Raw genomic sequence first — 22,701 nt, 5'->3', positions numbered from 1 at the left:
CGCATTCGGTGTCATACCGTGGCTTGTCCACGGTATCCAGAAAAAAATTTAAAAAGACTGGATCCCGCGATCAAGTCGCGGGATGACACTGGCAGAATCGCCCCATGCGGGAATGACATCGTATTTAAACATTAGAAATTTAAATTAAATCTTAAAGAAGGTTTTAGGTGAAAATCAGATCAATTAGTAAGTTAACAATTTTATTATTAACTATTTTTTATTATCATATTTCATTAGCTGACTCTGTAATTCGTAAAATAACTATCGAAGGTAACCATAGGGTTGAGCGTTCTACTATTGAGAGCTATTTAAAGCTTAAGATAGGAGAAACCTATAATAATTCTAAAGAAGATGAAGCAATAAAAAATTTATATGCCACCTCACTTTTTAGAAGTATAAATATGTATATAACAAATGAGGGTAATTTAATAGTTAACGTTACTGAAACGCCTTTTATAAGTAGCGTAGTATTTAGCGGTAATTCTAAAATCAAAACTAATATGCTCGCTAAAGAAATTTATACAATGTCTGGCGAATCTCTTAGCCAAGCTAAAATTGAATTAGATGTAAAGAAAATATTAGAAATTTATAAACGTAGCGGACGTTTTGCTACCACGGTAACGCCTAAAATCGAAAATTTAGAAAACAACAGAGTTAAGGTTATTTTTGATATAGCAGAAGGACCAAAAACCGGTATTAAATATATTTATTTTAGCGGTAATGAAAATTATAGTGATTCAGAACTTAAATCTATTGTTTTAACTAAAGAATCTCGTTGGTTTCGTTTTTTAGAAAGTAACGATACTTACGATCCTGATAGAGTGGAGTATGATAAAGAATTACTGAGAGAGTTTTATCAATCTGTAGGTTTTGCAGATTTTAGAGTAATTTCGGCATCGGCAGAACTCAATAATACTAAAGAATATTTTACCCTTACCTATTCCATTGAAGAGGGAGAAAAATATAGCTTCGGTAATATTACAATAGACAATAAATTAACTAATATAGATATAACACCGCTTAATAAAATTGTTAATATTAAGCAAGGCAAGGTTTTTAATATGAAAAGGGTTGATGATATAGCTGAAAAAATCGGAGAATATTTTACAGCAAACGGTTATCCTGCAGTAAATGTTTATCCGGATATAATGAAAAGTGCTAATCATACTGCAGATATTAAATTTATTATTGAGAAAGCTGATAAGGTTTATATTAATAAAATTAATATTATTAATAACCTTAAAACTGAAGACCATGTTATAAGAAGAGAATTTAAAACAGAAGAAGGTGACATAATTAACCGTTCATATATTGAAAAAGGCGAGCGTAACCTTAGAAATTTAGATTATTTTGAGAAAGTAGCAATTAGCTTAGCTCCGACTAAAGCTAAAGATAAATATGATGTTAACGTTGAAGTTGATGAAAAATCTACTTCCTCTATAGGGTTTGATTTAGGATATAATACTGCCGGCGGTTTATTCGGGCGTTTCTCTTTCTTAGAGCGTAATTTAGTCGGTACCGGTAAACTACTTAATGCCGGTGTACAAGTAAGTAAAAACAGTACAAGCTATTACGGCGGTATTACCGAACCACACTTTTTAGATCGTGATTTATCACTTGGCGTAAATGCTTTTAGAAACTATACCGGACGCGGTGCTAGTGTATTAAATACAACCGATCAAAGCTATAAGTTACACTCTATAGGGGTTAAAACTTCTCTTGGCTATGAAATTAAAGAGGATTTAGGTCACGAAATAGATTATTTAATTAAACGTGATATTTTAAGTGCACCGAGTCCATCAAGCTCAATATTCTTAAATGAGCAGATGGGAAGATTTATTACTTCTGCTATAGGACATACTATTACTTATGATCAAACCGATAATAAAATTGTTCCAAAGAACGGTTATTTAGTAAGCGGCACCCAAGAATTTGCCGGCGTTGGAGGTGATAACAAATATATAAAACATGAAGTTGACGGTAAATATTATAAATCTTTCATACATAACAAACTTACTTTAAAATTATCTGCTTCCGGTGGTGATATTGCAGGGCTTGGAGGAAAAATTATTAGAATTTCTGATCGCTTTAATTTAGGTGATTATAGTTTAAGAGGCTTTGCAAGCGGTGGTGTAGGACCTCGCGAAAAGGTCACTAATGAAGGACTTGGCGGTGAGAGATATTATACATTCTCAACAGAGCTTAATTTCCCAACTCCTGTACCTGAAGAGTTTAATTTAACAGGTGCAGTCTTTATGGATTTAGGAAGTGTCTGGGGAGTAGGTTTAAATAAGAAACAATATCAAACTCCAAACGGTTTTTATAACGATAAATCGCTTAGAGCTTCCGTTGGTTTCGGCTTTATTTGGGTAACACGTTTTGCACCGATCAGAATGGATTGGGGTTTCCCGGTTAAGAAGAAGAAATATGACGATACGCAGCATTTCCATTTAAGATTTTCAACGCATTTATAAAAATGCTGATTGTAAACATTGTCGCATAGTTCTATGTCATTCCTGCGAAAGCAGGAATCCAGTAAAACAACCTTAATAATTGGATAAAAATTACATAGTTTCTTATATGCTTACTTAGATTCCTGCTTTCGCAGGAATGACATATCTCAGCCTTGCCGATGTAGCTCAGCTGGTAGAGCGGCGCATTCGTAATGCGTAGGTCTGGGGTTCAAATCCCCACATTGGCACCATTTTTGGCATTAGATAGATTAGTTAATAAATTAACGTCATTGCGAGGAAATTATGCAGTAATTGACGAAGCAATCCAGTTAAAAATTCTGTAAATCAGAATTTTTTTATTATTTTTTCTAGATTGCTACGTCGCTTCGCTCCTCGCAATGACGATATCCGCTTTTAGTTAGCAATACCCCATTTTTATTATCAATAGAAAATTTTAATTTATTATTTTATAGGGTGAGCGTTCACGGGTTTTTAGTTTTCTCAATTTTTGAGTATCGCTAATATAAATTAGTATAAGCGAAAACCATTATTACTTGAAAAAATTGTAATTAAACACTTAAAAATATATAAAAATTACACCGAAAGATTATAAAATTAAGCAAAATTTGAAAATCCGTGAACAGTGACTTTATAGGTAAGGTAGTAACCATGTTATTATAAAGCAAGCTATCGATTCAAGTACAATAGCTTGAGAAGAAAATTGCAAGAGTAGTAGTTAACTAAAAAAATTAGTTAACTATTATCTTTTTTCTTGGAGGAATATAGATTGTTTCATCTTCAGCATGCGAAATCTTTTCTAAAAGTCCAATAAAACGGTCTTTATTAGGTACTAGCTTTACTATTGCCCACCCTTCTTCTATTGATTTCTTTATGCGTTCTATATCAGATTTATGCTCTGAAAAAGATATAACTTTTTGTACTGGATTTTGCATATTGATAAATCAATTATAGTTAATAAATGTTAATATTATAGTAAATATTTTTTAATAAATCAATCACATATTTATTATTTGCTAAATATAAATAAAATGATTACCATATATTAGGTCTTGTCTACTTATATCCTAATAAATAGTTTAATTAAAAATTAAAAGTTGTACAACAATTTTTTATTTTAAACATATATTTTTATGTCACTTATTAACTTTATTTAATTTAAACTGTATAATTTAATTATGTCAAATGATAATTTACAACCGCCTGCTCTTTCTAAAAAGCAATTATTTGCTTTTTTTGGTATGGTTGTCGGGATGTTTATGTCGGTACTTGATATTCAGATTGTCGCTAGCTCATTATCCGTAATAGCTGCAGGTCTTGCTGCATCAAGCGATGAGCTTTCGTGGGTTCAAACATCTTACTTAATAGCTGAAGTTATCATTATTCCTATTACCGGCTTTTTAGCAAGGTTACTTTCTACCAGAATTTCTTATTTTATTGCAGCTCTAGGATTTACGGTTATGAGCGTATTATGTTCGCTCGCAACTAATATTGAATCAATGATTATCTTTAGAGCATTACAAGGATTTTTTGGCGGTGCTATGATACCGACGGTATTTAGTACCGTTTTTATAATTTTTCCTGCATCACAACGTCCTACCGTTACTATCTTAATCGGTCTTGTCGTAACTGTGGCCCCTACTTTAGGACCTACACTCGGTGGATATATTACGGAGATTTTATCATGGCATTTTATGTTTTTATTAAACGTCATACCTGGTATTTTCGTATGCACGGTAGTATTTTTATATGGGGATTTTGATAAACCAAATTATAAATTACTGAAAAATTTTGATTTTCTCGGTATATTATTAATGGCTTTAACGCTCGGCTTATTACAATATGTTTTAGAAGAAGGAAACAAAAAAGGTTGGCTTGAGGATAATTTAATACTATTCTTAAGTATTGCAGTAGCTTTAGGTTTTGTTTTATTAATCATTAGAGAACTAACCTTTATTAATCCAATTTTAGATTTAAAAACATTCCTTTATAAAGACTTTACTTTTGGTTGCCTTTATTCATTCGTTATGGGTATCGGATTATACGGGGCAGTATATATATTACCGCTATTTCTCTTTACTATTGCCGGATATGATACATTACAAATCGGAGCTACTATGATGGTGACGGGCGGAGCACAATTTTTATCTGCACCACTTGCCGGTAGGATGCTAGGGCTAGGGGTAGATTTACGCCTGATGCTTATTATAGGGCTTGGAGGGTTTGCTCTCGGATGTCATTTGAATAGTTTTCTAACGCCTGATTCTAAATTCGCTGCATTTGTGCTTCCTCAATTTGTTAGAGGGCTTTCATTAATGTTTTGTTTTATACCGACTAATAATATAGCTCTTGGCAATATGCCGAAAGAAAGAGTAGGTAACGCTAGCGGGCTTTATAATCTTACCCGTAATTTAGGAGGAGCAGTAGGGCTTGCAGTAATCAGTACTATACTTACTAATGATACTAAAATCTTTATGCAATATTTATCGGAAAATATCTCGTCTACTTCTATAATGGCATTAGAACAGCTAGATTCTTATACTGAGTTATTAAGCGGGAAAGTCCTTAATCCTGAAAAAGCATCCTATTTGTTATTAGCAAACAAATTAAATAATGATGCTTTTGTAATTGCAATAAATAATATATTTAATATGATAGGGCTGTTATTTGTATTTATAATGCTACTAATACCTTTTACTTCAAATATCAAATTAACCGGAAATGTTAATGCTCACTAAAATTAAATTTATATTATATTTTCCTTGGTTATTATTAGAAATATGGAAATCAGCTTTCTCGGTTATTAAAATAATTTGGCAAAGAAAGATAGAGATAGAGCCGGTTTTTGAATGGATTGACGCAGAAGGGCTAGAAGAAATCGGTGAAGTAATTTATAGTAACTCGATTACATTAACACCTGGTACGGTAACACTTGATATAAATAATAATATGCTATTAGTACATGCACTCACTAAATCATCGATTACCGACCTACAAAGAGGTAGAATGATTAAAAAAATTAAGCAAATATTAAAAACAACTTGAAGTAGAAAATGATATCAGATGTAAATGCTCTAAAGTATAAAAAAGTTTTGCTTAAAGTTTCAGGGGAAGCTTTAATGGGAGACAAGCAATTTGGACATGAATATGAGGTAATAAAAAAGATTGCCGGCAATATTAAGGAGGTCATTGATTTAGGAGTAGAAGTCGCTATTGTAGTCGGAGGCGGGAATATTTATCGAGGGATCAATGCAGCACTTGTCGGTATGGACCGAGCTTCAGCGGATTATATAGGTATGCTCGCAACGGTGATTAATGCTTTAACATTGCAAAACGTTATGGAAAGCCTCAATATCTATACAAGAGTTCTATCGGCTATTCCTATGATGAGCGTGTGTGAGCCTTATATTCGCCGCAAAGCTAAAAGACATATGGAAAAAAAGCATGTAGTAATTTTTGCTGGCGGCACGGGTAACCCTTTTTGTACAACCGATAGTGCCGCAGTACTTCGTGCAATCGAAATGAATTGCGATATTTTATTAAAAGCAACTCAGGTTGACGGCGTATATGATTCCGACCCTAAAAAAAATCCTGATGCTAAAAAATATTTCACTATTAGCTATAAAGATGTTATAACTAACAACCTGCAAGTCATGGATACGGCAGCTATTGCAGTTGCAAGAGAAAATAAATTACCTATAAGAGTATTTTCGATAAAAGAACAAGGAAATTTTGCTAGAGTAATACAAGATAAAGGCGAATATACGACAATTGAGGAATAATATATTGTAGTGTGACTCGGTTTTTCGTCATTGCGAGGAGGCCTTGTTGCGTGGACTAGTAAAATCCACTATGTCACCCCGTGGCTTGACCACGGGGTCCATAAAAATAATAAACAAATACTAATAATTTTAGTATTTTAACTGGATCCCGCTACAAGCTCGCGGGATGACAATAGAAAACCGATCCACGCAATAATGTACTTGGTTCATGTACTAATAATAATATACAGATAAAATAAATATATGGATGAATAAATATGGACACAGAAACGTTAAAGAAAAACTTACAAGAAAAGATGGATAAAGCTCTGAAAGTTTTAGATCATGAGCTTAAAGGCTTGCGTACCGGTAGAGCTTCGGTTAATTTGCTTGATAGCGTAACCGTGGAAGCTTACGGGAGTAAAATGCCGCTTTCACAAGTTGCTTCTCTATCCACCCCTGATGCACGAACAATTAACGTGCAGGTTTGGGATAAATCTATGGTGTCCTCGGTAGAAAAAGGAATTACGGTAGCAAATCTTGGTTTAACTCCTGCAACGGACGGTCAATTGATTAGGTTACCGATACCGGCTTTAACTGAAGAAAGACGTAAAGAACTTGTAAAGCTTGCTCATAAATACGGTGAGGATACTAAAATTTCATTACGTAATATTAGAAGAGACGGCAATGAAGAACTTAAAAAGCTAGAAAAGGATAATATTATTGCAAAAGATGAGCATCATAACTTATCTGAACAAGTACAAAAACTAACCGATGATTATAGTAGTAAAGTTGACTTAAGCATAAAACAAAAAGAACAAGAAATAATGACTGTTTGATAAGGTTATGTAAATTGTCATACCATGGCTTGACTGACGTTGTTTCATGTCTACCAAATCGTCATTGCGAGGAGCGAAGCGACGTGGCAATCCAGAAAAAATAATAAAAAATGCTAAATTCAACATTTTTTATTGGATTGCTTCGTCAATTACTTACGTAATTTCCTTGCAATGACGCTGAAAACCGAACCATGCAACAACATTGATAAAGTTAGCTAGGATGACAGAGATGGAATTGATACCCACAACAATGCCTCACGGAAATAACATCAGACTATACCACTCAAAATAATAAAACTATGATTACAAAAGAAGAAGCACAGAAAATAGCAAAATTAGCTAGATTAAAATTTGAAGAAGATACTGTAGAAAAATTTTCTACTCAGCTTAGTACTATTATGAATATGATTGATATTTTAAATGAAATAGATTGCAAAGATATAGAGCCTTTAACTTCGGTTTCTAATATGAATGCTAGAATGCGAGAGGACGCCGTTACGAGTTCTGATTTATCAAATAAATTATTTGATAATGTAAGCGGAAATAGTGCTCAACTTGCTAAAGAAGTAAAATATTTTATCACTCCAAAGGTTGTTGAATAATTATGACGGAACTAAACAAATTAACAGTAGCAGACAGTGTAAAAGGTCTAAAAAATAAAGATTTTACAAGTAAGGAATTAGTTAAGGCATATATTAAACAAATAGAGAAACATAAAAACCTAAATGCTTATGTTACTGAAACTTTTGATTTAGCTTTAAAACAAGCTGAAGCAGCCGATCAAAATTATGCTCAAAATCAGCCGCGAACACTTGAGGGTATACCATTTGCCGCTAAAGATCTTTTCTGTACGAAAGGAATTAGAACTACAGCGTGTTCTAATATACTGAAAAATTTTATACCTAATTATGAATCAAGCGTTACACAAAATATTTTTGATAAGGGCGGTGTGATGCTCGGCAAAACCAATATGGATGAATTTGCGATGGGTTCGGCAAATATCACTAGTTGTTTTGGAAATGTAATTAGCCCTTGGAAAGCAAATGATGATAATGCAGATTTAGTTCCAGGCGGTTCTTCAGGCGGTTCAGCTGCAGCAGTTAGCGGATTTATGGCATCTGCTGCTCTTGGTAGCGATACTGGAGGCTCGGTACGTCAACCTGCAAGTTTTACGGGTTTAGTCGGATTTAAACCGACATATGGTCGTTGCTCAAGATACGGAATGGTATCGTTTGCTAGCTCCCTTGATCAAGCAGGAATATTTACTAGAAGCGTTTTAGACAGTAGCATTATGCTTGAAGCGATGATGGGGTTTGATGAAAAAGATTCTACTTCGATTAAAGTAGAAGTTCCAGAACTACAATCCGCTATCGGAAGTTCTATGAAAAATATGAAGATAGGCGTACCTCTTAGCCTTGGTGAAGGCGATATTATTGAATCTGATATTATGAAAATGTGGCAGGATACCATAGAGCTACTTAAAAACGCCGGTGCTGAAATAGTTGATATTACGCTGCCGCATGCTAAATACGGTGTTGCCGTTTATTACGTAATAGCACCGGCTGAAGCTTCTTCAAATTTATCTAGATATGACGGCGTTAGATACGGTCTTCGAGTAGAACGTGAAAATATGACGCTTGACGAAATGTATGAAATGACTAGATCAGCCGGATTTGGGGAGGAAGTAAAACGTCGTATTATGATTGGAACATATGTGCTTTCATCTAGTTGTATGGATGCATATTATCTAAAAGCTCAAAAAGTACGTCGTTTAGTTGCAAACGATTTTAATAATGCTTTTGCAAAAGTTGACGCCATTTTGTTACCTGCAGCACCGACCGAAGCTTTTAAGATCGGTGAAAAACAAAATGATCCGACTATTATGTATTTAAACGATTTATTTACCATTCCTGCAAGTTTAGCCGGTTTACCTTGTGCATCGGTTCCTGCCGGGTTATCGGCACGAGGTTTACCTCTTGGAATGCAGATTATAGGTAAACAATTAGACGAATATAATGTTTTGAAAGTAGCATCGACAATTGAGTCAGGTGTAAAACATATTAAATTTGAGCCAAAGGGTTTTTAATTATGGCATATATTGAAGGTAATACGGGGAAATGGGAATATGTAATAGGGCTTGAAATCCATGCTCAAATTTCCTCAAAATCTAAGCTTTTTTCAGGAAGTAGTACTATTTTTGCAGCAAGTCCAAATTCGCAGGTTTCCTATGTTGATGCAGCAATGCCCGGGATGTTACCGGTATTAAATAAGCATTGCGTACACCAAGCAATTAAAACAGGGCTTGGGCTTAAAGCTAAAATAAATAAATATTCGGTATTTGATCGTAAAAATTATTTTTATGCCGATCTGCCCCAAGGTTACCAAATCTCGCAATTTTACTATCCTATAGTGCAAAACGGAACTATGGAAATACCGACTAGTACCGGCGATCTTAAAACTATTCGCATTAACCGTTTGCATTTAGAGCAAGATGCGGGTAAATCTATGCATGATCAATCACCACATTACAGCTTTATAGATTTAAATCGTGCCGGTATTGGACTTATGGAAATTGTGACCGAACCTGATATATCATCACCTGATGAAGCTGCTGAATTTGTAAAAAAGCTGAGAAATTTGCTACGTTATATTGGCAGCTGCGACGGTGATATGGAAAAAGGCTCAATGCGTTGTGATGCTAATATTTCAGTAAGACGTAGCGGTGAACCACTTGGTACAAGATGCGAAATTAAAAATATTAACTCAATTCGTAACATCATTAAAGCAATAGAATTTGAAGCTAAAAGACAAGTAGACTTGCTTGAAAGCGGTGAAGCAATAATTCAAGAAACACGCTTGTTTAATGCCGATAGCGGTGAAACAAGAACTATGCGCTTAAAAGAAGAAGCACTTGATTATAGATATTTTCCTGATCCTGATTTATTACCGCTTATTATTTCCGATGAGTTAATAAACGAGCTAAAAGCAAACTTACCTGAGCTACCTGATCAAAAGATTGAAAAATATACGAAAGAATTTGGCTTAAGTAAATATGATGCCGAAGTAATAGTAGCCGATGAATCGGTTGCCGAATATTTTGAGAAAGCAGTAAATGAATGTAACCCTAAAATGCTTGCTAACTGGTTAACCGGTGAGTTATTTGGACAATTAAATAAGACTTCGATAGGAATAAGTGAGTGCAAAATTACTCCTAGTAACTTTGCCAAACTACTAAAATTAATAGAAGATGATACTATTTCCGGTAAAATTGCAAAAACTGTTTTTGAAATTATGTTTGAAACCGGTAAAGCAGCTGATAAAATAGTAGAGGAAAACGGACTTGTACAGGTTTCGGATAATAACGTACTAAACGCAATAATTGATGAGGTAATAGCTGAAAATCCTGAGTCTGTGGAAGGGTATAGAAGCGGAAAGGATAAATTATTTGGTTTCTTTGTAGGGCAGGTAATGAAAAAAACCGGCGGTAAGGCTAATCCGACGCTTGTGAATCAGCTTTTAAAGGATAAGCTAGATTCTTGATGTTTAACGATATTTAGGTATTGTTGCATGTATACTTAATCGTTATTGCGAGCATTTGCTGGCGTTGTTACATGACTCGAAAAAAGCGTTCGATGTCATCCCTGCGAAAGTGGGGATCCAGAAAATAACTTCAATATTGATATAGAAGTTACATATTTGATAAAATAAACCTATAAAAAACAAGTTTTTTATAGGTTTTACTGGATTCCCGCTTTCGCGGGAATGACATAAAATGATCCATAATAATGCAAGTACAAGCTACAGGTAATACAAGATATACTCAAACTTAAAACATTATTTTTATGAAATTTCTAAAAATATTTTTACTATCTTTTTTATTAGTTTCTTGTGAAAAAAAAGAAACGGAAAAAACTTTAATAGTCGGTACTGCCGCAGATAATCCTCCTTATGAATTCATTCAAGATGGAGAGATTGTTGGGATTGATATTGATATCATAAAAGCAATAAGTGAACGTCTAAATAAAAAAGTTATCATAAAAAACTTCGACTTTAACGGTTTACTTGCAGCTTTGGTTAGCGAAAATATTGATGTTGCGGTGGCGGAGCTTTCCGTAACACCGGAGCGTTCCGAATATATCAGCTTTTCCGATAATTACGCTACTGCAAGATTTGCCATAATATATAGAACAGGCGATAATATACAAAATAGCAAAGATCTAGAGAATAAAATAGTAGGAGTACAGCTCGGTAGTGTTTTAGAAAAAAAAGCACAAGACCTATCACAGACAATGAATATTAAAGTTCATTCTTTAGCAAATCATTTAATGTTAGTTGAAGAATTAAAAGCCAGAGTCATAGATGCTATTATTTCTGAGGAATTTCAAGGCAAAAAATTAAAAGAAAATAATTCAAATTTAGAAAGCAGTACTTTAGAAGAATTTTCATCAGATTTTGCTATAGGTATGTCTAAAAACTCAGGGCTAATTAATGAAATTAATGAGGCAATCGATTCATTAAAAAAAGACGGAACTATTAACAAAATTATGAAAAAATGGCTGGGACAGTAACAGAAAGTCAATTTAAAGATACTATGAGTCGATTCCCTCAGGGAGTGACTATTATAACAACAAATTGTAATAACGAGCTTTTTGGCTTTACTGCTAGTTCTCTTACTTCTGTATCTTTAAAACCGCCGTTAATATTATTTTGCCTTAATAAAAACTCTTTTAGTATAAACAGTTTTCAAAAAAGTGATAAGTTTGCAGTTAGTATTTTAGCAGAGAATCAAATTGATATCTCAAAACATTTTGCTAAATCACAACCTAATAAATTTACAAAAATTGCTTATGAGCTTGGCAATAAAACCGATTGTCCTTTAATAAACGGGGCAACTTGTCATATAGAATGTAATAAATATGCTTCTTATGATGCCGGTGACCATGTTATATTTATTGGCGAAGTAATAAATACTGCTATTAAAAATGACTTAAAACCTCTATTATATTTTCATAAATCTTATACAAATTTACAATAAATCAAACATGATTAATATAGGTCTTAGTGGTGCTACCGGTAAAATGGGAAAAGCTATTGCTGAAAGAATAGACGAATTTGAAAATTGTAAAATTTCAGCAAAATTTAATAGTACTAATAATTTAGATGATTTAGATAATTTTTGTAAAAATTCTGATGTAATTATCGATTTTTCTACTCCTGAAATATTAGAAAAATTAATTAATTATGCATTAAAACATAATACAAAATTAGTAATCGGAACCACAGGACTTCAACCTCAACATTTTAAGCTTTTACAAAAAGCAGCTCAAACTTTACCTATTTTATATTCTGCAAATATGAGTATCGGAGCTAATTTGCTCAGCTATTTAGCAAGAAAGACAACAAAAATACTAGATGATTACGATATTGAAATTCTAGAAACCCATCACCGTAATAAAAAAGATTCACCCTCAGGAACTGCTATTATGCTTGCTGAAACGATTGCAAGCGAAAAAGAAATAGGTATTTCCTCGCTTCGTGGTGGAAATATTCACGGTATACATGAAATATCTTTCCTAGGGGAGGATGAAATAATCACTTTAAAACACGAAGCTCTGAATAAAAATTCTTTTGTCATTGGTGCAATTAAAGCTGCTATTTGGCTACAAGATAAATCACCGGCTTTATACTCAATGCAAGATATTTATAATTATAGCTTGAAAAAACAGCTCTAACAGACTATATTTTATTATGTAAATAACATAATCCTAAGGTTACTTATGATCGATTATACAAAAACTTTAACTGCCACCTCGAAGAATAAAACTTTTGATGAAGGCTTAAGAAAATATATGCTTAAAGTATATAATTATATGGCTTTAGCACTTTTACTAACCGGTGTAGCGGCCGTAACGACTATATCAGTTGAACCTATTTATAATTTAATGTTTCAAACAGGTTTCGGCACTATTATAATGTTTGCTCCGCTCGGTATCGCTTTATATTTCTTTATGGGTTTCGGACGAATGAACCTGAAAACAGCACAAATATTATTTTGGGTTTATGCCGGTTTAACCGGTATGTCACTTGCATATTTAGCTCTTATTTATACCGGTGCATCAATAGCTCGTACTTTCTTTATTTGCTCTTCCGTTTTTGGAGCAATGAGTTTATACGGTTATAGTACAAGTAGAGATTTAACATCTATGGGTTCATTTTTTGCAATGGGTCTTATAGGTCTTATCATTGCTTCATTAGTCAACTTATTTCTAAAAAGCTCGGCTCTTTCTTTTGCTACTTCTCTTATTGGAATAGTAGTATTTATGGGATTAATTGCTTGGGATACTCAAAAGATTAAGTCTATGTATTACATGGCAGGAAACGATGAAGTAGGACAAAAGCTTTCTATTATGGCAGCCTTTACTTTATACTTAGATTTTATAAATCTTTTCCTATATTTAATGAGATTTTTAGGCAATAGAAGAGATTAATTGGTATCCTTTCTGCAAAGTCATGATTTATTCATGGCTTTGTTTTTTTCATTGTCATATCACGATCAAATCTATAGTACTGAATAGTTTTTAAAAAGACCTCCCCCACAAAAGCGGGACCTTGTTGTATGTATACCGACTCGTCATTGCGAACGGTCGAAGCGAGTTCGGCAATCCAGAAAAAATAATAAAAAAATTCTGCACATTAGAATTTTTTTCTTCCCTGCAATTAATAACGATTAATAAATTTATATAATAAATTTTTGAAGCATTAGTTAATATAATCAGGTTATTTTTATGTCTAAAGAAAAAACTCAACAGGAATTATTATTACAAGAACAACTTTTTAAAGCCCTCAAAACAGAAGATACAGCATTAAATGCTAAAATATCTAGAGCCTGCGAAGGTATTGCAGAATATGCTATTGACCTTTCTAATGACCAATCCCCTACTACTACAAGCCTATATATCAGTCAAATAGAATTAGCTAATTTTAGTACTACAGACTTAGCTAAAGTAACAACAATAATAAAAAATACATTTCCAGGAGATAAAAATAAGGAATTAAGGGAAATAATCGATACACCTCTTTTACAGCATTTAGTTATGGAAGACGCAATTGAACGACAAGTTGGATTAGATGATAGCCGATATAACGCAGATTACAGAAAACTTGAAGGAATAAGAAATCCTAATGACCCTAAAAAAGCAATTGATGATATGCTACGTGATAAGAGGGTAGCACAGCAAACCGAATTTGCTCAAGCAGGTAAAAAAGCAGCGGGAGTTTCTGCGGGTTATGTTGCTAAAGATGAGCTAGGAAATACTTTTATTTTAAAACATTTTTATAAAACTCATGCTGCATGCCAAAAAATACAAGATAATAAGGCACGAAAACAGGCTATTGCTGACCGAAGAGATGGGGTACAAGAATTAATAGGCTCTACCATGTATCAATTTTTATTACATGATCGAGCACCAAAAGAAGGTCTAGTAAAAGCAGATGAAAAACACCCTGATTCACTTTATGTACGTTCTAAATTTTTTGATAATGCTGTAACACTAACAGAATTTTCCGGTTTATCGGGTCAAACTAGAGTCAGAGCTAATGATCAAAATTTAAAAAAGCTGGAAGGATTTGAAAAAGCCATAGCTGCTTGTCATATGCTGGGGGAAGTAGATTATCATGCTGGTAATTTAATGGTGCAGGATGGTAAAACAATAACCAAAATTGATCATGGTCGCTCTTTTTTAGCATTTCATAAGGATTTTGGCAGTATGATCCAATCAACAAATGAAATGTTTGCACATCCTGGAGTCGGCTACAGTGCTGCTATTAAAGCAGGTAATTTCTCATTTAGTATCGATAAATATAGCGAATCGTTAAATCAAATGATAAGTCAATTTGATGAGAAACAGATGGAGGCAATAGTTGATCAAAAAATTGATGAATTAAAAAAAGCTGGGTTTGATCCGAAAAATATTGCGTTATCCACTAATATTAAAAATTTTGATGATTTGAGGAAACACTATAAAGGCAGTATAAAAGAAAATCTTATTAATATGCAAGAAGTTGCCAAAGGAGCTGAGATAGTAACAAAATTCAGTAATGTTTTACCTGAATTTAACAATGGTGGTTGGTTAGAGGCTTTCGCTAACTCACCTGTAAAAGATCCGGTACTCTATGCAATAAATAATAACATTAAAATTGAAGGTATAGATGCTAAAGAGTGGGCGTATGAAAATAATTACCAAATTAAAACTTCTATAGGCTTGAAAAAAGAAATAATCAAGGAACAACAATGGAGCAAAGATTTAGAAGGAAAATGGAAAGAAACAGAAGTTGAGGTTAAGAAAGATAAAGTAGAAGTACAAATTTCTGATCCTGTAAAATCAATGCGTACACAAGATAAATCTACAGGCGAAAAGTTGGAGTCACTAATCGTTGATTTTACAAAGCAGGCAACAACTAAAAACGTAACCGATAAAGAAGTAACAAAATTCTACGACAATATAATGAAAGAGCTAAAAAAAGAAAATTATCTTACTGAGCAGGATGGGTATAAAGAAAGATTTAAAATATCAGGATAATATCGAAAATACGACTAACTTATTAAATGCTAAATCTTTCAAGTTAAATTCCAAAGATACTATATATTACAAGGTAGGAAATTTTTGTGAAAAGATAGGTTTATCTAACGTTTCAAACTATTTTATGAAAAAAATTTCTCCTGAAAATTTAAATAAAATTCATGATACACAGAAGCTGATAGCAGAAAGTATAAAAATTGGCAACATATTAAAACAAAAAGGAAATCAAGGCATTCAGCCAAAAAGAGTAGAAGCGGTAAAAGAAATTGCATTCTCTAAATTACAAGCTAAAAGGGAAAATCAGAAACAAAGATAGGCATTGTTGAGGATATGCCTTAAACGTCATTGCGAGCAGTCACGGTATTGTTGCGTGGTTCTGTTTCATTGTCATTGCAAAGAAATTACGAAGTAATTGACGAAGCAATCTCAGGCGAAATTCCTGAGATTGCCACGTCGGGACTACCTCACTCCTCGCAATGACGAGGGATTTCGATGCCACACAATACTACGTGAGAATGACACCAAGCGTATTTTTTGAGCCATACAACAACTATGAATTCTTATTCTTTCTCTGCATTTTTTCTAGCTGACGGTGATAGCATAATGCTTAGCTCTTTTAGAGCTTTATCTTCTACATAGCTTGGAGCGTTCATTAGTAAATCTTCAGCTTGCTGATTTAAAGGAAATGCAATTATTTCTCTTATATTGGTTGCTTCTGCAAGCAGCATAACGATTCGGTCAATTCCCGGGGCTATCCCGCCATGCGGCGGTGCTCCAAACTTAAATGCTCTAATCATCCCCCCAAATCTCTTATCAACTTCCTCTTCACTATAACCTGCTATGGAAAATGCTTTATACATAATTTCCGGCTTATGGTTTCTAATAGCACCGCTGGAAAGCTCAATACCATTACAAACAATATCATATTGATAAGCGGTAAGTTCTAATAACTCTTCAGTGGTTTTAGCTTGCTCTAAAGCGTCTATTCCCCCCTGCGGCATAGAAAACGGATTATGGCTAAAATCGATTTTTCCTGTTTCTTCATTTAATTCATAAAATGGAAAATCAGTAATCCAACAGAATTTAAAGCAATCTTTTTCAAGTAAATCAAGCTCTTCGCCAAGCCTTATTCTAACCTTACCTGCAAGCTTTGCAGCTTTTTCTTTTTTATCGCTAGCAAAAAATACGGCATCACCGTTACTAATACTAGCTGTAGCTTTTAAACTCTCTAATTGCTGCGGGCTTAAGAATTTTGCTACCGGTCCTTTTGCTTCACCGGTTTCACTAAACTGAATATAGCCAAGTCCACCTGCTCCTTCCGATATCGCAAACTCTATCATTTTATCGAAGAAACTACGAGGCAGTGCAGCTGCCTTAGGGGCAGGAATTGCACGAACAATACTACCTTTTTTGATATTCTCTCTGAAAATCGTAAAATCGGAATCTCTAAATATCTCAGTTACATCAGCAATTATAATAGGATTTCGTAAATCAGGCTTATCAGAGCCGTATTTTAGCATAGATTCATTATACGGAATACGAACAAAAGGAGTCTCTGATACTTTTTTATCCGTGAATTTAGTGAATAAATCATACATCACAGGCTCAATAGTACTAAATACGTCTTCCTGTGTAACAAACGACATTTCTACATCTAGCTGATAAAACTCGCCAGGTGATCTATCGGCTCTTGCATCTTCATCCCGAAAACAAGGAGCAATTTGGAAATAACGATCAAAGCCTGATACCATCAATAACTGCTTGAATTGCTGAGGTGCTTGCGGTAACGCATAGAACTTACCCGGATGCATTCTACTCGGTACTAAGAAATCTCTAGCACCTTCAGGTGAACTTGCCGTTAAAATCGGTGTTTGAAATTCGGTAAAACCTCTTCCCGTCATCAAATGACGAATATGAGAAATAATTTGTGAGCGGAGTATTATATTATTATGCAATTTCTCACGTCTAAGATCTAAAAAACGATGCTTAAGCCTTGAATCTTCCGGAGCATCTTTTTCGGTATTAATAACAAAAGGTAGAGTATCTGCAGCCGATTCAATAATAAATTCACCTGCTAAGACCTCAATATGACCTGTCGGAAGCGTATCATTAATAGTATCATTTGATCTTGCTACAACTGTACCGCTTACTGTAATTACCGACTCATAACGCAAACGGCTAGCATCCTCCATAAGCTGTGGGTTTTGATCGGTAAAGACGATTTGAGTTATACCGTAATGATCACGTAAATCTATGAAAACTAGATTACCGTGATCTCTTCTTCTATGTACCCAACCGGATAATTTAACTTCTTTCCCAACATCGGAGATTTGTAATTCGTTACAATTATGAGTTCTGTATTTATGCATTTTTATTTCTTTATTATACGATTTCCCCTATATTATATACATAAAATTGCAAATTTTCGCAAATAAAAACTAAAAATTTATCTTGATATTGCAGCAGCTTTTGGCTTTGATGGGAGTTGCTGATAATTTTGTTGCTCCGGTTTTACTTGATTTAACTCACCTTTAATCCATTCATATATTGCTTTCTTAGGGTTTTTAATTATCTCTGCAACATTTTCTACTAGATTTATTATTCCTTTAACTAACGATAATACATCTTTTGCTATTTCACCTATAGAATTATTACCTGCTTGTAGTTTTTCTTGGTCTTTATTGGACAAATTACTACGTATGTTATTCATTCTTGATTTAAGCTCATCTTGTTCTAGCTCTTCTTTTGTAAAATGTGACTTAAGTTTTCTATCAACAATTTTTTGTTCTTCCGGAGTTAAATTTTTGTATTGATCAACAAGCTTATTAACTTTTTCTTGTTCTTCCGGTAGTTTTGAAATATTTTCAGCAATATTTGGCATTTGTTTCTCTTATAAAGTTAAAACATATTAATTTTGCGTATTATATATATTTTTTAACTTTATACAAGAAAAACTTTAATAAAAATTAACCTTTGAACGCAGCCTTAATACCTAAAAAGTCTAAAAAATTTCGTAATTCTTGACGTGCAAGCACGTGTGAGCTATTAAATGCTCTATCATATTTTGCAGTTTTTAGATCAAGTAATGTTAGACCTTGTAAAAATAACTCCCTATATATTACACGTTCACTAAATCCTTCTGCGAGTTTAAAGTTAATCCTTTTAGCAAGTTTAGCCAGTACATTTCCTACTCGTCTTTTGTTTAACGCATCAAGATTGCTTAAACGATTACGAAGTATTACCCAATCTATACTAATTCTATCACGACTAGCACGCTCCATTTTCTGCTCCCAAATCATTTGACTATATATTGATGGGCTAATAATTTCATCCTTACTATCGATTTTTGCTATTACGTCTAAATCTAGAAAACTATCATTAATCGGGGTAATAATTGTATCGGCGTAAGAATGAGCAACTCTTGATAAAGGAGTATGACTACCTGGGGTATCAATCACTATATAATCGGCATCTTGATTATTTTCTAGTACTTCCTCAAAACTCTTTACTTGCTCTTCTACTTCGCTTTCCGATATATGAAAATGTTTCGGTACTAATACAGGTTTATCAGGATTTTGTTTATTATATAAATCTCGATTTTTTAAATAATTCGTTAATGAACTTTGACGTGAATCGGTATCTATACTTACTACCGAATAATTTTGATAAAGCAGAGCGATTATTAGATGCATAGAACAGGTAGTTTTACCTGCTCCGCCTTTTTCATTACCTATAACAAATATATAAGGTTTATTTATTGTGTTCATAATTATATTCAGAATAAACAAATGGTAGGTATAATATACTAAGTAATATGTGATATACGAAGATCAACTTCAAAAAGAGCAAGGAGTTCACAAGACGAGGAACGCAGCGTATACTTAATACGTGAGTACCGCAGCACTTGTAGAACGACGTAGCCAATTTTTGAAGTTCATCGAGTATATTCTTTGATAAATTTTTCAAGTAATCTCACACCATACCCAACTGCCCCTTTCGGACCGAGTGCTGAAGCTTTATTACTATTTGCAACGCCTGCTATATCTAAATGTGCCCAATCAACCCCCTCTTTAATGAAACGTTTAATGAAATGTGCAGCCGTGCAACTTCCAGCAGCTCCCGGAACATTCCCGATATTTGCCATATCGGCTATGTCGGAATTGATCATTGCATCGTATTCATCATGAAGCGGCATCCTCCAAAGTTTTTCATTAACTTCTTCCCCTATTTTTATTAACTTATCAGCTAACTCATCATTATTGGAAAAACAACCGGCATATGTACTGCCGAGTGCTACGGTTATCGCTCCTGTTAGAGTTGCAACGTCAATCACGCATTTAGGCTTAAATTTTTCTTGTGCATACCAAACGGCATCAGCAAGTACTAAACGCCCTTCTGCATCGGTATTTAAAACTTCGGCAGTTTGCCCTGACATAGTAGTTACCACATCCCCTGGACGCTGTGCATTACCGGACGGCATATTTTCTACAAGCCCTACAACACCGACTATATTTACAGGTAATTTTTGACCGGCAACCGCAATCATAGCACCCACGACTGCTGCAGAACCTCCCATATCGTATCTCATTAAATGCATATTACTTGACGGCTTTAAGGAAATACCACCTGTATCAAAAATCACTCCTTTACCAACCAAAGCAATAGTCAGAGCATCTTTACTGCCGCCTTTATATTCCATCACTACTAATTTTGACTCGTTTTGTGAACCTTGACCAACTCCAAGTAATGCTCCCATACCAAGATTTTTCATCTCACGTTCACCGATAACGTCAACATCTACTCCTAAGGGTTCAAGTATATCAACTATTCTTTCAGCATAAACTTGCGGAGTTTTAATATTTGACGGTTCATTACATATATCTCGTGTAAAAAATACTGCCTCAGCAATTAATTTTTTGACTTCAAATAATTTTGCCGCTTCAGTACTATTATCGGTAAAAATCTCAATTGACTCTACTGCAAACTTCTCTGCTTCTTTTAAAGTAGTTCTATATTTATCAAATCTGTAAGAAGCAAGAAATGCACCACTAGCAATTAAAGATGCAAATATTTGAGATGTAAACCTGCTAATTTTATTTGTAACTTTTAAGCCGATAGTAGAAATTTTAGCACAAATTGCATTTTGTAAGATTTTACCTCCTAATTCTTCAATTTTTGCTTCAGTTAATTTTTCTTCATTCCCAAGACCTGCTATTATCAAATATCTAACCTCGCCTGATTTAATGACAGACGGAATAACTTTAATCTGTCCATATTTACCGGTAAACTGCAGTTTATTCTGAATAGTTTTAGAAATTAATCCATGATGTTGTTGATCAAGCCCTATTAAATTACTATCAAGCTTTAACTGTTCATCAATAAAAACTACTAGACCCTGATTAGTAGATGATTCTTCATTCACAAAGTTTATGTTAAGCATACTCATTCCTTATATTACTTTTGACTTTGGATAATTCTATTTATCTTGATAAAACTTTGCAAGTATTATAATTGATTTAAAACAAAATCTCATTAAATAGCATTTGACAAATGTTAATGTTTTTTATATTTTGCTGATGAATTAGTTAAATTTAAGTAATAATATGCCAGTACATGACATCACTTCTCATATAATTAAGCAGAAGTATACAATAATTAAAACATCATGTGAGCTAAACCAAGATATGGATGAGATTTATAGCCTCACGCCTTATCCAATACGATATACTAGCCTTAACTATTTAAAGTTATTATCTCTACCTATATCGCTAGCATTTTATGTAACAAAGCTTTGTTTTACGGCTAATCCGATATGGACATGGATCGGGGTTAATATTTTGTATAAAAAGATGGATCAAGCAATAGCCAAAAAAATATTACACGGCTTACCTGACGAAATAGAAACAGATCAAAATATACCTAAAATTGTCGAGTATGTATTTAAAAAATATGAAGAAAACCTTACATTAGCACCTCTTGTTGAACCTACATTTATACAAAAATTTTTAGCAAAGACCGGTAAATATATTCCTGCTTTTTCTAAAATAGTAAAGTTTTGGAATGAAGGAGGAATTAATTATTCTGATGAAATACAAACAAAACGAGAATTAATTGACGTTATTTATAAACAAATTGTTTCTAAAGCTTATGAAGTAGGTAAAAAAGGAGAAAAGCTTGAAATAACGGATGTGAAAGCACTTTTCCCAGAGATAAATTTTGAAGAAAAAATCAATACTGAATCAGAAAATCTTGAAATAGAGAAAGTAGAAGTAATCAATGAAGAGCCTTTAATTTCTGAATTGCCTGTGAGACATCTTTCTAAACCAGCTTATAGAGAGGAATTTAAAGGAGACACAGAAGTGCTTGCCACCATAGACATATGTGAGGATACAAATACCGGATCGACGTATAAATTACCTCTAGAAGCGAAGTTTGGGAAGATGTCTATTGATCAAAAACACGAAGAAGCTACGATTACTACTAATGCAAATAATGGTATTAACCCATTAGTAAACTTACTCATGTTAAAAGCTTTACATGATGGAATTTGTCAAGAGGCACTGAAAACTTATGTTGAACATTGTTTAGCAGAAATTCAGATATCTAAAAATCAAGAAATACTTGAAAACTTCCGATATGAAGATTCTTTAGCAAGATTACAATTATACGGTAATTATAATTATGATAACATGTATATCTTTGAACAACCAGTATCTTACTTAGGTCAAAACTACGAGCATTTAACAGTACCGATCGCTTGTTATTAACTTTAAATATTAATATAATATGCCATTACCGTTAAGCACCAATAACAATAGCGATGCAGTTGCTAATGCTAATGGAACTAGGCTTCCGGCACGTATAATTACTAGAAGAAATGCAATACATTATGAAGAAGTAGACGTAAATAACGAAAATTCAGAAAACAAAGAAAACATACCTGAAATATTAGGTAATATTTCAGGTGAGCAGACCTCAAGTTAAATAGCCTAAATTAATATAAATAGCAAATCATTGCTTAACGCTTTTATGCCATTCCTGTGGAGGCATC

Annotated in this window: 19 protein-coding genes, 1 tRNA gene and 1 pseudogene; 16 read left to right on the top strand and 5 right to left on the bottom strand. The window is 33.6% G+C overall.

From position 1 onward, the window contains the following. Nucleotides 1-167: 167 nt before the first annotated feature. A complete protein-coding gene (gene bamA, locus H6P87_RS01090; protein ID WP_202069683.1) occupies nt 168-2,474 on the top strand; it encodes an outer membrane protein assembly factor BamA in 2,307 nt (768 codons plus the stop codon). A 154-nt stretch (nt 2,475-2,628) separates the two neighbouring features. Then, nucleotides 2,629-2,704: transfer RNA gene (locus tag H6P87_RS01085), tRNA-Thr, on the top strand. A 498-nt stretch (nt 2,705-3,202) separates the two neighbouring features. Here H6P87_RS01085 and H6P87_RS01080 read toward each other — a convergent pair. After that, the gene (locus H6P87_RS01080) at nt 3,203-3,406 is read right to left on the bottom strand and encodes a DUF2674 domain-containing protein (protein WP_202069682.1); all 204 of its coding nucleotides are present in this window, start codon (nt 3,404-3,406) and stop codon (nt 3,203-3,205) included. Between the two features lie 243 nt (nt 3,407-3,649). Between H6P87_RS01080 and H6P87_RS01075 the strand changes: the two genes are divergently transcribed. The 12 genes and pseudogenes from H6P87_RS01075 to risK1 all read left to right on the top strand — a co-directional run bounded on the left by H6P87_RS01075 (nt 3,650) and on the right by risK1 (nt 15,966). Then, entirely contained in the window at nt 3,650-5,209 is a 1,560-nt protein-coding gene (locus H6P87_RS01075; RefSeq protein ID WP_011271434.1) for a DHA2 family efflux MFS transporter permease subunit, read from the top strand. Continuing rightward, entirely contained in the window at nt 5,193-5,516 is a 324-nt protein-coding gene (locus H6P87_RS01070) for a monovalent cation/H+ antiporter subunit E (RefSeq protein WP_202069681.1), read from the top strand. Before H6P87_RS01075 ends, H6P87_RS01070 begins: the two co-directional genes overlap by 17 nt. Nucleotides 5,517-5,524: 8 nt before the next feature. After that, on the top strand, nt 5,525-6,253 hold the full coding sequence (gene pyrH / locus H6P87_RS01065) for a UMP kinase (RefSeq protein WP_202069680.1): 729 nt from the start codon (nt 5,525-5,527) through the stop codon (nt 6,251-6,253). A gap of 257 nt (nt 6,254-6,510) precedes the next feature. Further along, a complete protein-coding gene (frr, locus tag H6P87_RS01060; protein ID WP_202069679.1) occupies nt 6,511-7,071 on the top strand; it encodes a ribosome recycling factor in 561 nt (186 codons plus the stop codon). 299 nt (nt 7,072-7,370) lie between these two features. Further along, nucleotides 7,371-7,673 (top strand): Asp-tRNA(Asn)/Glu-tRNA(Gln) amidotransferase subunit GatC, encoded by a 303-nt coding sequence (gatC, locus tag H6P87_RS01055; protein WP_202069678.1) that lies wholly within the window; start codon nt 7,371-7,373, stop codon nt 7,671-7,673. 2 nt (nt 7,674-7,675) lie between these two features. Beyond that, nucleotides 7,676-9,157, top strand: a complete 1,482-nt coding sequence (gatA, locus tag H6P87_RS01050) for an Asp-tRNA(Asn)/Glu-tRNA(Gln) amidotransferase subunit GatA (protein ID WP_202069677.1) — start codon at nt 7,676-7,678, stop codon at nt 9,155-9,157. A 2-nt stretch (nt 9,158-9,159) separates the two neighbouring features. Continuing rightward, the gene (gatB, locus tag H6P87_RS01045; RefSeq protein WP_202069676.1) at nt 9,160-10,611 is read left to right on the top strand and encodes an Asp-tRNA(Asn)/Glu-tRNA(Gln) amidotransferase subunit GatB; all 1,452 of its coding nucleotides are present in this window, start codon (nt 9,160-9,162) and stop codon (nt 10,609-10,611) included. A gap of 302 nt (nt 10,612-10,913) precedes the next feature. After that, complete coding sequence (locus tag H6P87_RS01040; protein WP_011271441.1) at nt 10,914-11,639, top strand: ABC transporter substrate-binding protein; 726 nt, start codon at nt 10,914-10,916, stop codon at nt 11,637-11,639. Next, a complete protein-coding gene (locus H6P87_RS01035; RefSeq protein ID WP_202069675.1) occupies nt 11,624-12,106 on the top strand; it encodes a flavin reductase family protein in 483 nt (160 codons plus the stop codon). The genes H6P87_RS01040 and H6P87_RS01035 overlap by 16 nt, the downstream gene beginning before the upstream one ends. Before the next feature lie 7 nt (nt 12,107-12,113). Then, the gene (dapB, locus tag H6P87_RS01030) at nt 12,114-12,803 is read left to right on the top strand and encodes a 4-hydroxy-tetrahydrodipicolinate reductase (RefSeq protein ID WP_202069674.1); all 690 of its coding nucleotides are present in this window, start codon (nt 12,114-12,116) and stop codon (nt 12,801-12,803) included. Between the two features lie 45 nt (nt 12,804-12,848). Continuing rightward, a complete protein-coding gene (locus H6P87_RS01025; RefSeq protein WP_040256992.1) occupies nt 12,849-13,559 on the top strand; it encodes a Bax inhibitor-1/YccA family protein in 711 nt (236 codons plus the stop codon). A gap of 297 nt (nt 13,560-13,856) precedes the next feature. Then, nucleotides 13,857-15,966, top strand: a pseudogene (risK1, locus tag H6P87_RS01020) (T4SS effector phosphatidylinositol 3-Kinase RisK1). A 244-nt stretch (nt 15,967-16,210) separates the two neighbouring features. Here risK1 and aspS read toward each other — a convergent pair. The 4 genes from aspS to H6P87_RS01000 form a co-directional block, all read right to left on the bottom strand. After that, nucleotides 16,211-18,019 carry an aspartate--tRNA ligase gene (gene aspS, locus H6P87_RS01015; RefSeq protein WP_202069673.1) on the bottom strand — a complete coding sequence of 603 codons (1,809 nt, stop codon included), beginning with the start codon at nt 18,017-18,019 and terminating at the stop codon, nt 16,211-16,213. 77 nt (nt 18,020-18,096) lie between these two features. Then, nucleotides 18,097-18,531 (bottom strand): DUF3106 domain-containing protein, encoded by a 435-nt coding sequence (locus H6P87_RS01010; RefSeq protein WP_202069672.1) that lies wholly within the window; start codon nt 18,529-18,531, stop codon nt 18,097-18,099. An 85-nt stretch (nt 18,532-18,616) separates the two neighbouring features. Further along, nucleotides 18,617-19,417, bottom strand: coding sequence for a division plane positioning ATPase MipZ (locus tag H6P87_RS01005; protein WP_202069671.1), 801 nt, complete (start codon nt 19,415-19,417; stop codon nt 18,617-18,619). Between the two features lie 167 nt (nt 19,418-19,584). Continuing rightward, complete coding sequence (locus H6P87_RS01000; protein WP_202069670.1) at nt 19,585-21,090, bottom strand: leucyl aminopeptidase; 1,506 nt, start codon at nt 21,088-21,090, stop codon at nt 19,585-19,587. Nucleotides 21,091-21,253: 163 nt separating this feature from the next. Here H6P87_RS01000 and H6P87_RS00995 point away from each other — a divergent pair, with 163 nt between their 5' ends. Both H6P87_RS00995 and H6P87_RS00990 read left to right on the top strand, forming a co-directional pair. Beyond that, the gene (locus tag H6P87_RS00995; RefSeq protein WP_202069669.1) at nt 21,254-22,417 is read left to right on the top strand and encodes a palindromic element RPE1 domain-containing protein; all 1,164 of its coding nucleotides are present in this window, start codon (nt 21,254-21,256) and stop codon (nt 22,415-22,417) included. Nucleotides 22,418-22,436: 19 nt separating this feature from the next. Beyond that, complete coding sequence (locus H6P87_RS00990; RefSeq protein ID WP_202069668.1) at nt 22,437-22,634, top strand: hypothetical protein; 198 nt, start codon at nt 22,437-22,439, stop codon at nt 22,632-22,634. Nucleotides 22,635-22,701 lie beyond the last annotated feature (67 nt).

It is taken from the genome of Rickettsia tillamookensis (assembly GCF_016743795.2).
Taxonomy (GTDB): Bacteria; Pseudomonadota; Alphaproteobacteria; order Rickettsiales; family Rickettsiaceae; genus Rickettsia; species Rickettsia tillamookensis.
The sequence above is the reverse complement of the archived record's forward strand: the minus strand, read 5'-3'. Positions and strand labels throughout refer to the sequence as shown.

Coding starts and splice junctions, on each gene's coding strand:
- H6P87_RS01080 (WP_202069682.1), bottom strand. CDS start 3,406: ATGCAAAATCCAGTACAAAAAGTTATATCTTTTTCAGAGCATAAATCT.
- H6P87_RS01075 (WP_011271434.1), top strand. CDS start 3,650: ATGTCAAATGATAATTTACAACCGCCTGCTCTTTCTAAAAAGCAATTA.
- H6P87_RS01070 (WP_202069681.1), top strand. CDS start 5,193: ATGTTAATGCTCACTAAAATTAAATTTATATTATATTTTCCTTGGTTA.
- pyrH (WP_202069680.1), top strand. CDS start 5,525: ATGATATCAGATGTAAATGCTCTAAAGTATAAAAAAGTTTTGCTTAAA.
- frr (WP_202069679.1), top strand. CDS start 6,511: ATGGACACAGAAACGTTAAAGAAAAACTTACAAGAAAAGATGGATAAA.
- gatC (WP_202069678.1), top strand. CDS start 7,371: ATGATTACAAAAGAAGAAGCACAGAAAATAGCAAAATTAGCTAGATTA.
- gatA (WP_202069677.1), top strand. CDS start 7,676: ATGACGGAACTAAACAAATTAACAGTAGCAGACAGTGTAAAAGGTCTA.
- gatB (WP_202069676.1), top strand. CDS start 9,160: ATGGCATATATTGAAGGTAATACGGGGAAATGGGAATATGTAATAGGG.
- H6P87_RS01040 (WP_011271441.1), top strand. CDS start 10,914: ATGAAATTTCTAAAAATATTTTTACTATCTTTTTTATTAGTTTCTTGT.
- H6P87_RS01035 (WP_202069675.1), top strand. CDS start 11,624: ATGGCTGGGACAGTAACAGAAAGTCAATTTAAAGATACTATGAGTCGA.
- dapB (WP_202069674.1), top strand. CDS start 12,114: ATGATTAATATAGGTCTTAGTGGTGCTACCGGTAAAATGGGAAAAGCT.
- H6P87_RS01025 (WP_040256992.1), top strand. CDS start 12,849: ATGATCGATTATACAAAAACTTTAACTGCCACCTCGAAGAATAAAACT.
- aspS (WP_202069673.1), bottom strand. CDS start 18,019: ATGCATAAATACAGAACTCATAATTGTAACGAATTACAAATCTCCGAT.
- H6P87_RS01010 (WP_202069672.1), bottom strand. CDS start 18,531: ATGCCAAATATTGCTGAAAATATTTCAAAACTACCGGAAGAACAAGAA.
- H6P87_RS01005 (WP_202069671.1), bottom strand. CDS start 19,417: ATGAACACAATAAATAAACCTTATATATTTGTTATAGGTAATGAAAAA.
- H6P87_RS01000 (WP_202069670.1), bottom strand. CDS start 21,090: ATGCTTAACATAAACTTTGTGAATGAAGAATCATCTACTAATCAGGGT.
- H6P87_RS00995 (WP_202069669.1), top strand. CDS start 21,254: ATGCCAGTACATGACATCACTTCTCATATAATTAAGCAGAAGTATACA.
- H6P87_RS00990 (WP_202069668.1), top strand. CDS start 22,437: ATGCCATTACCGTTAAGCACCAATAACAATAGCGATGCAGTTGCTAAT.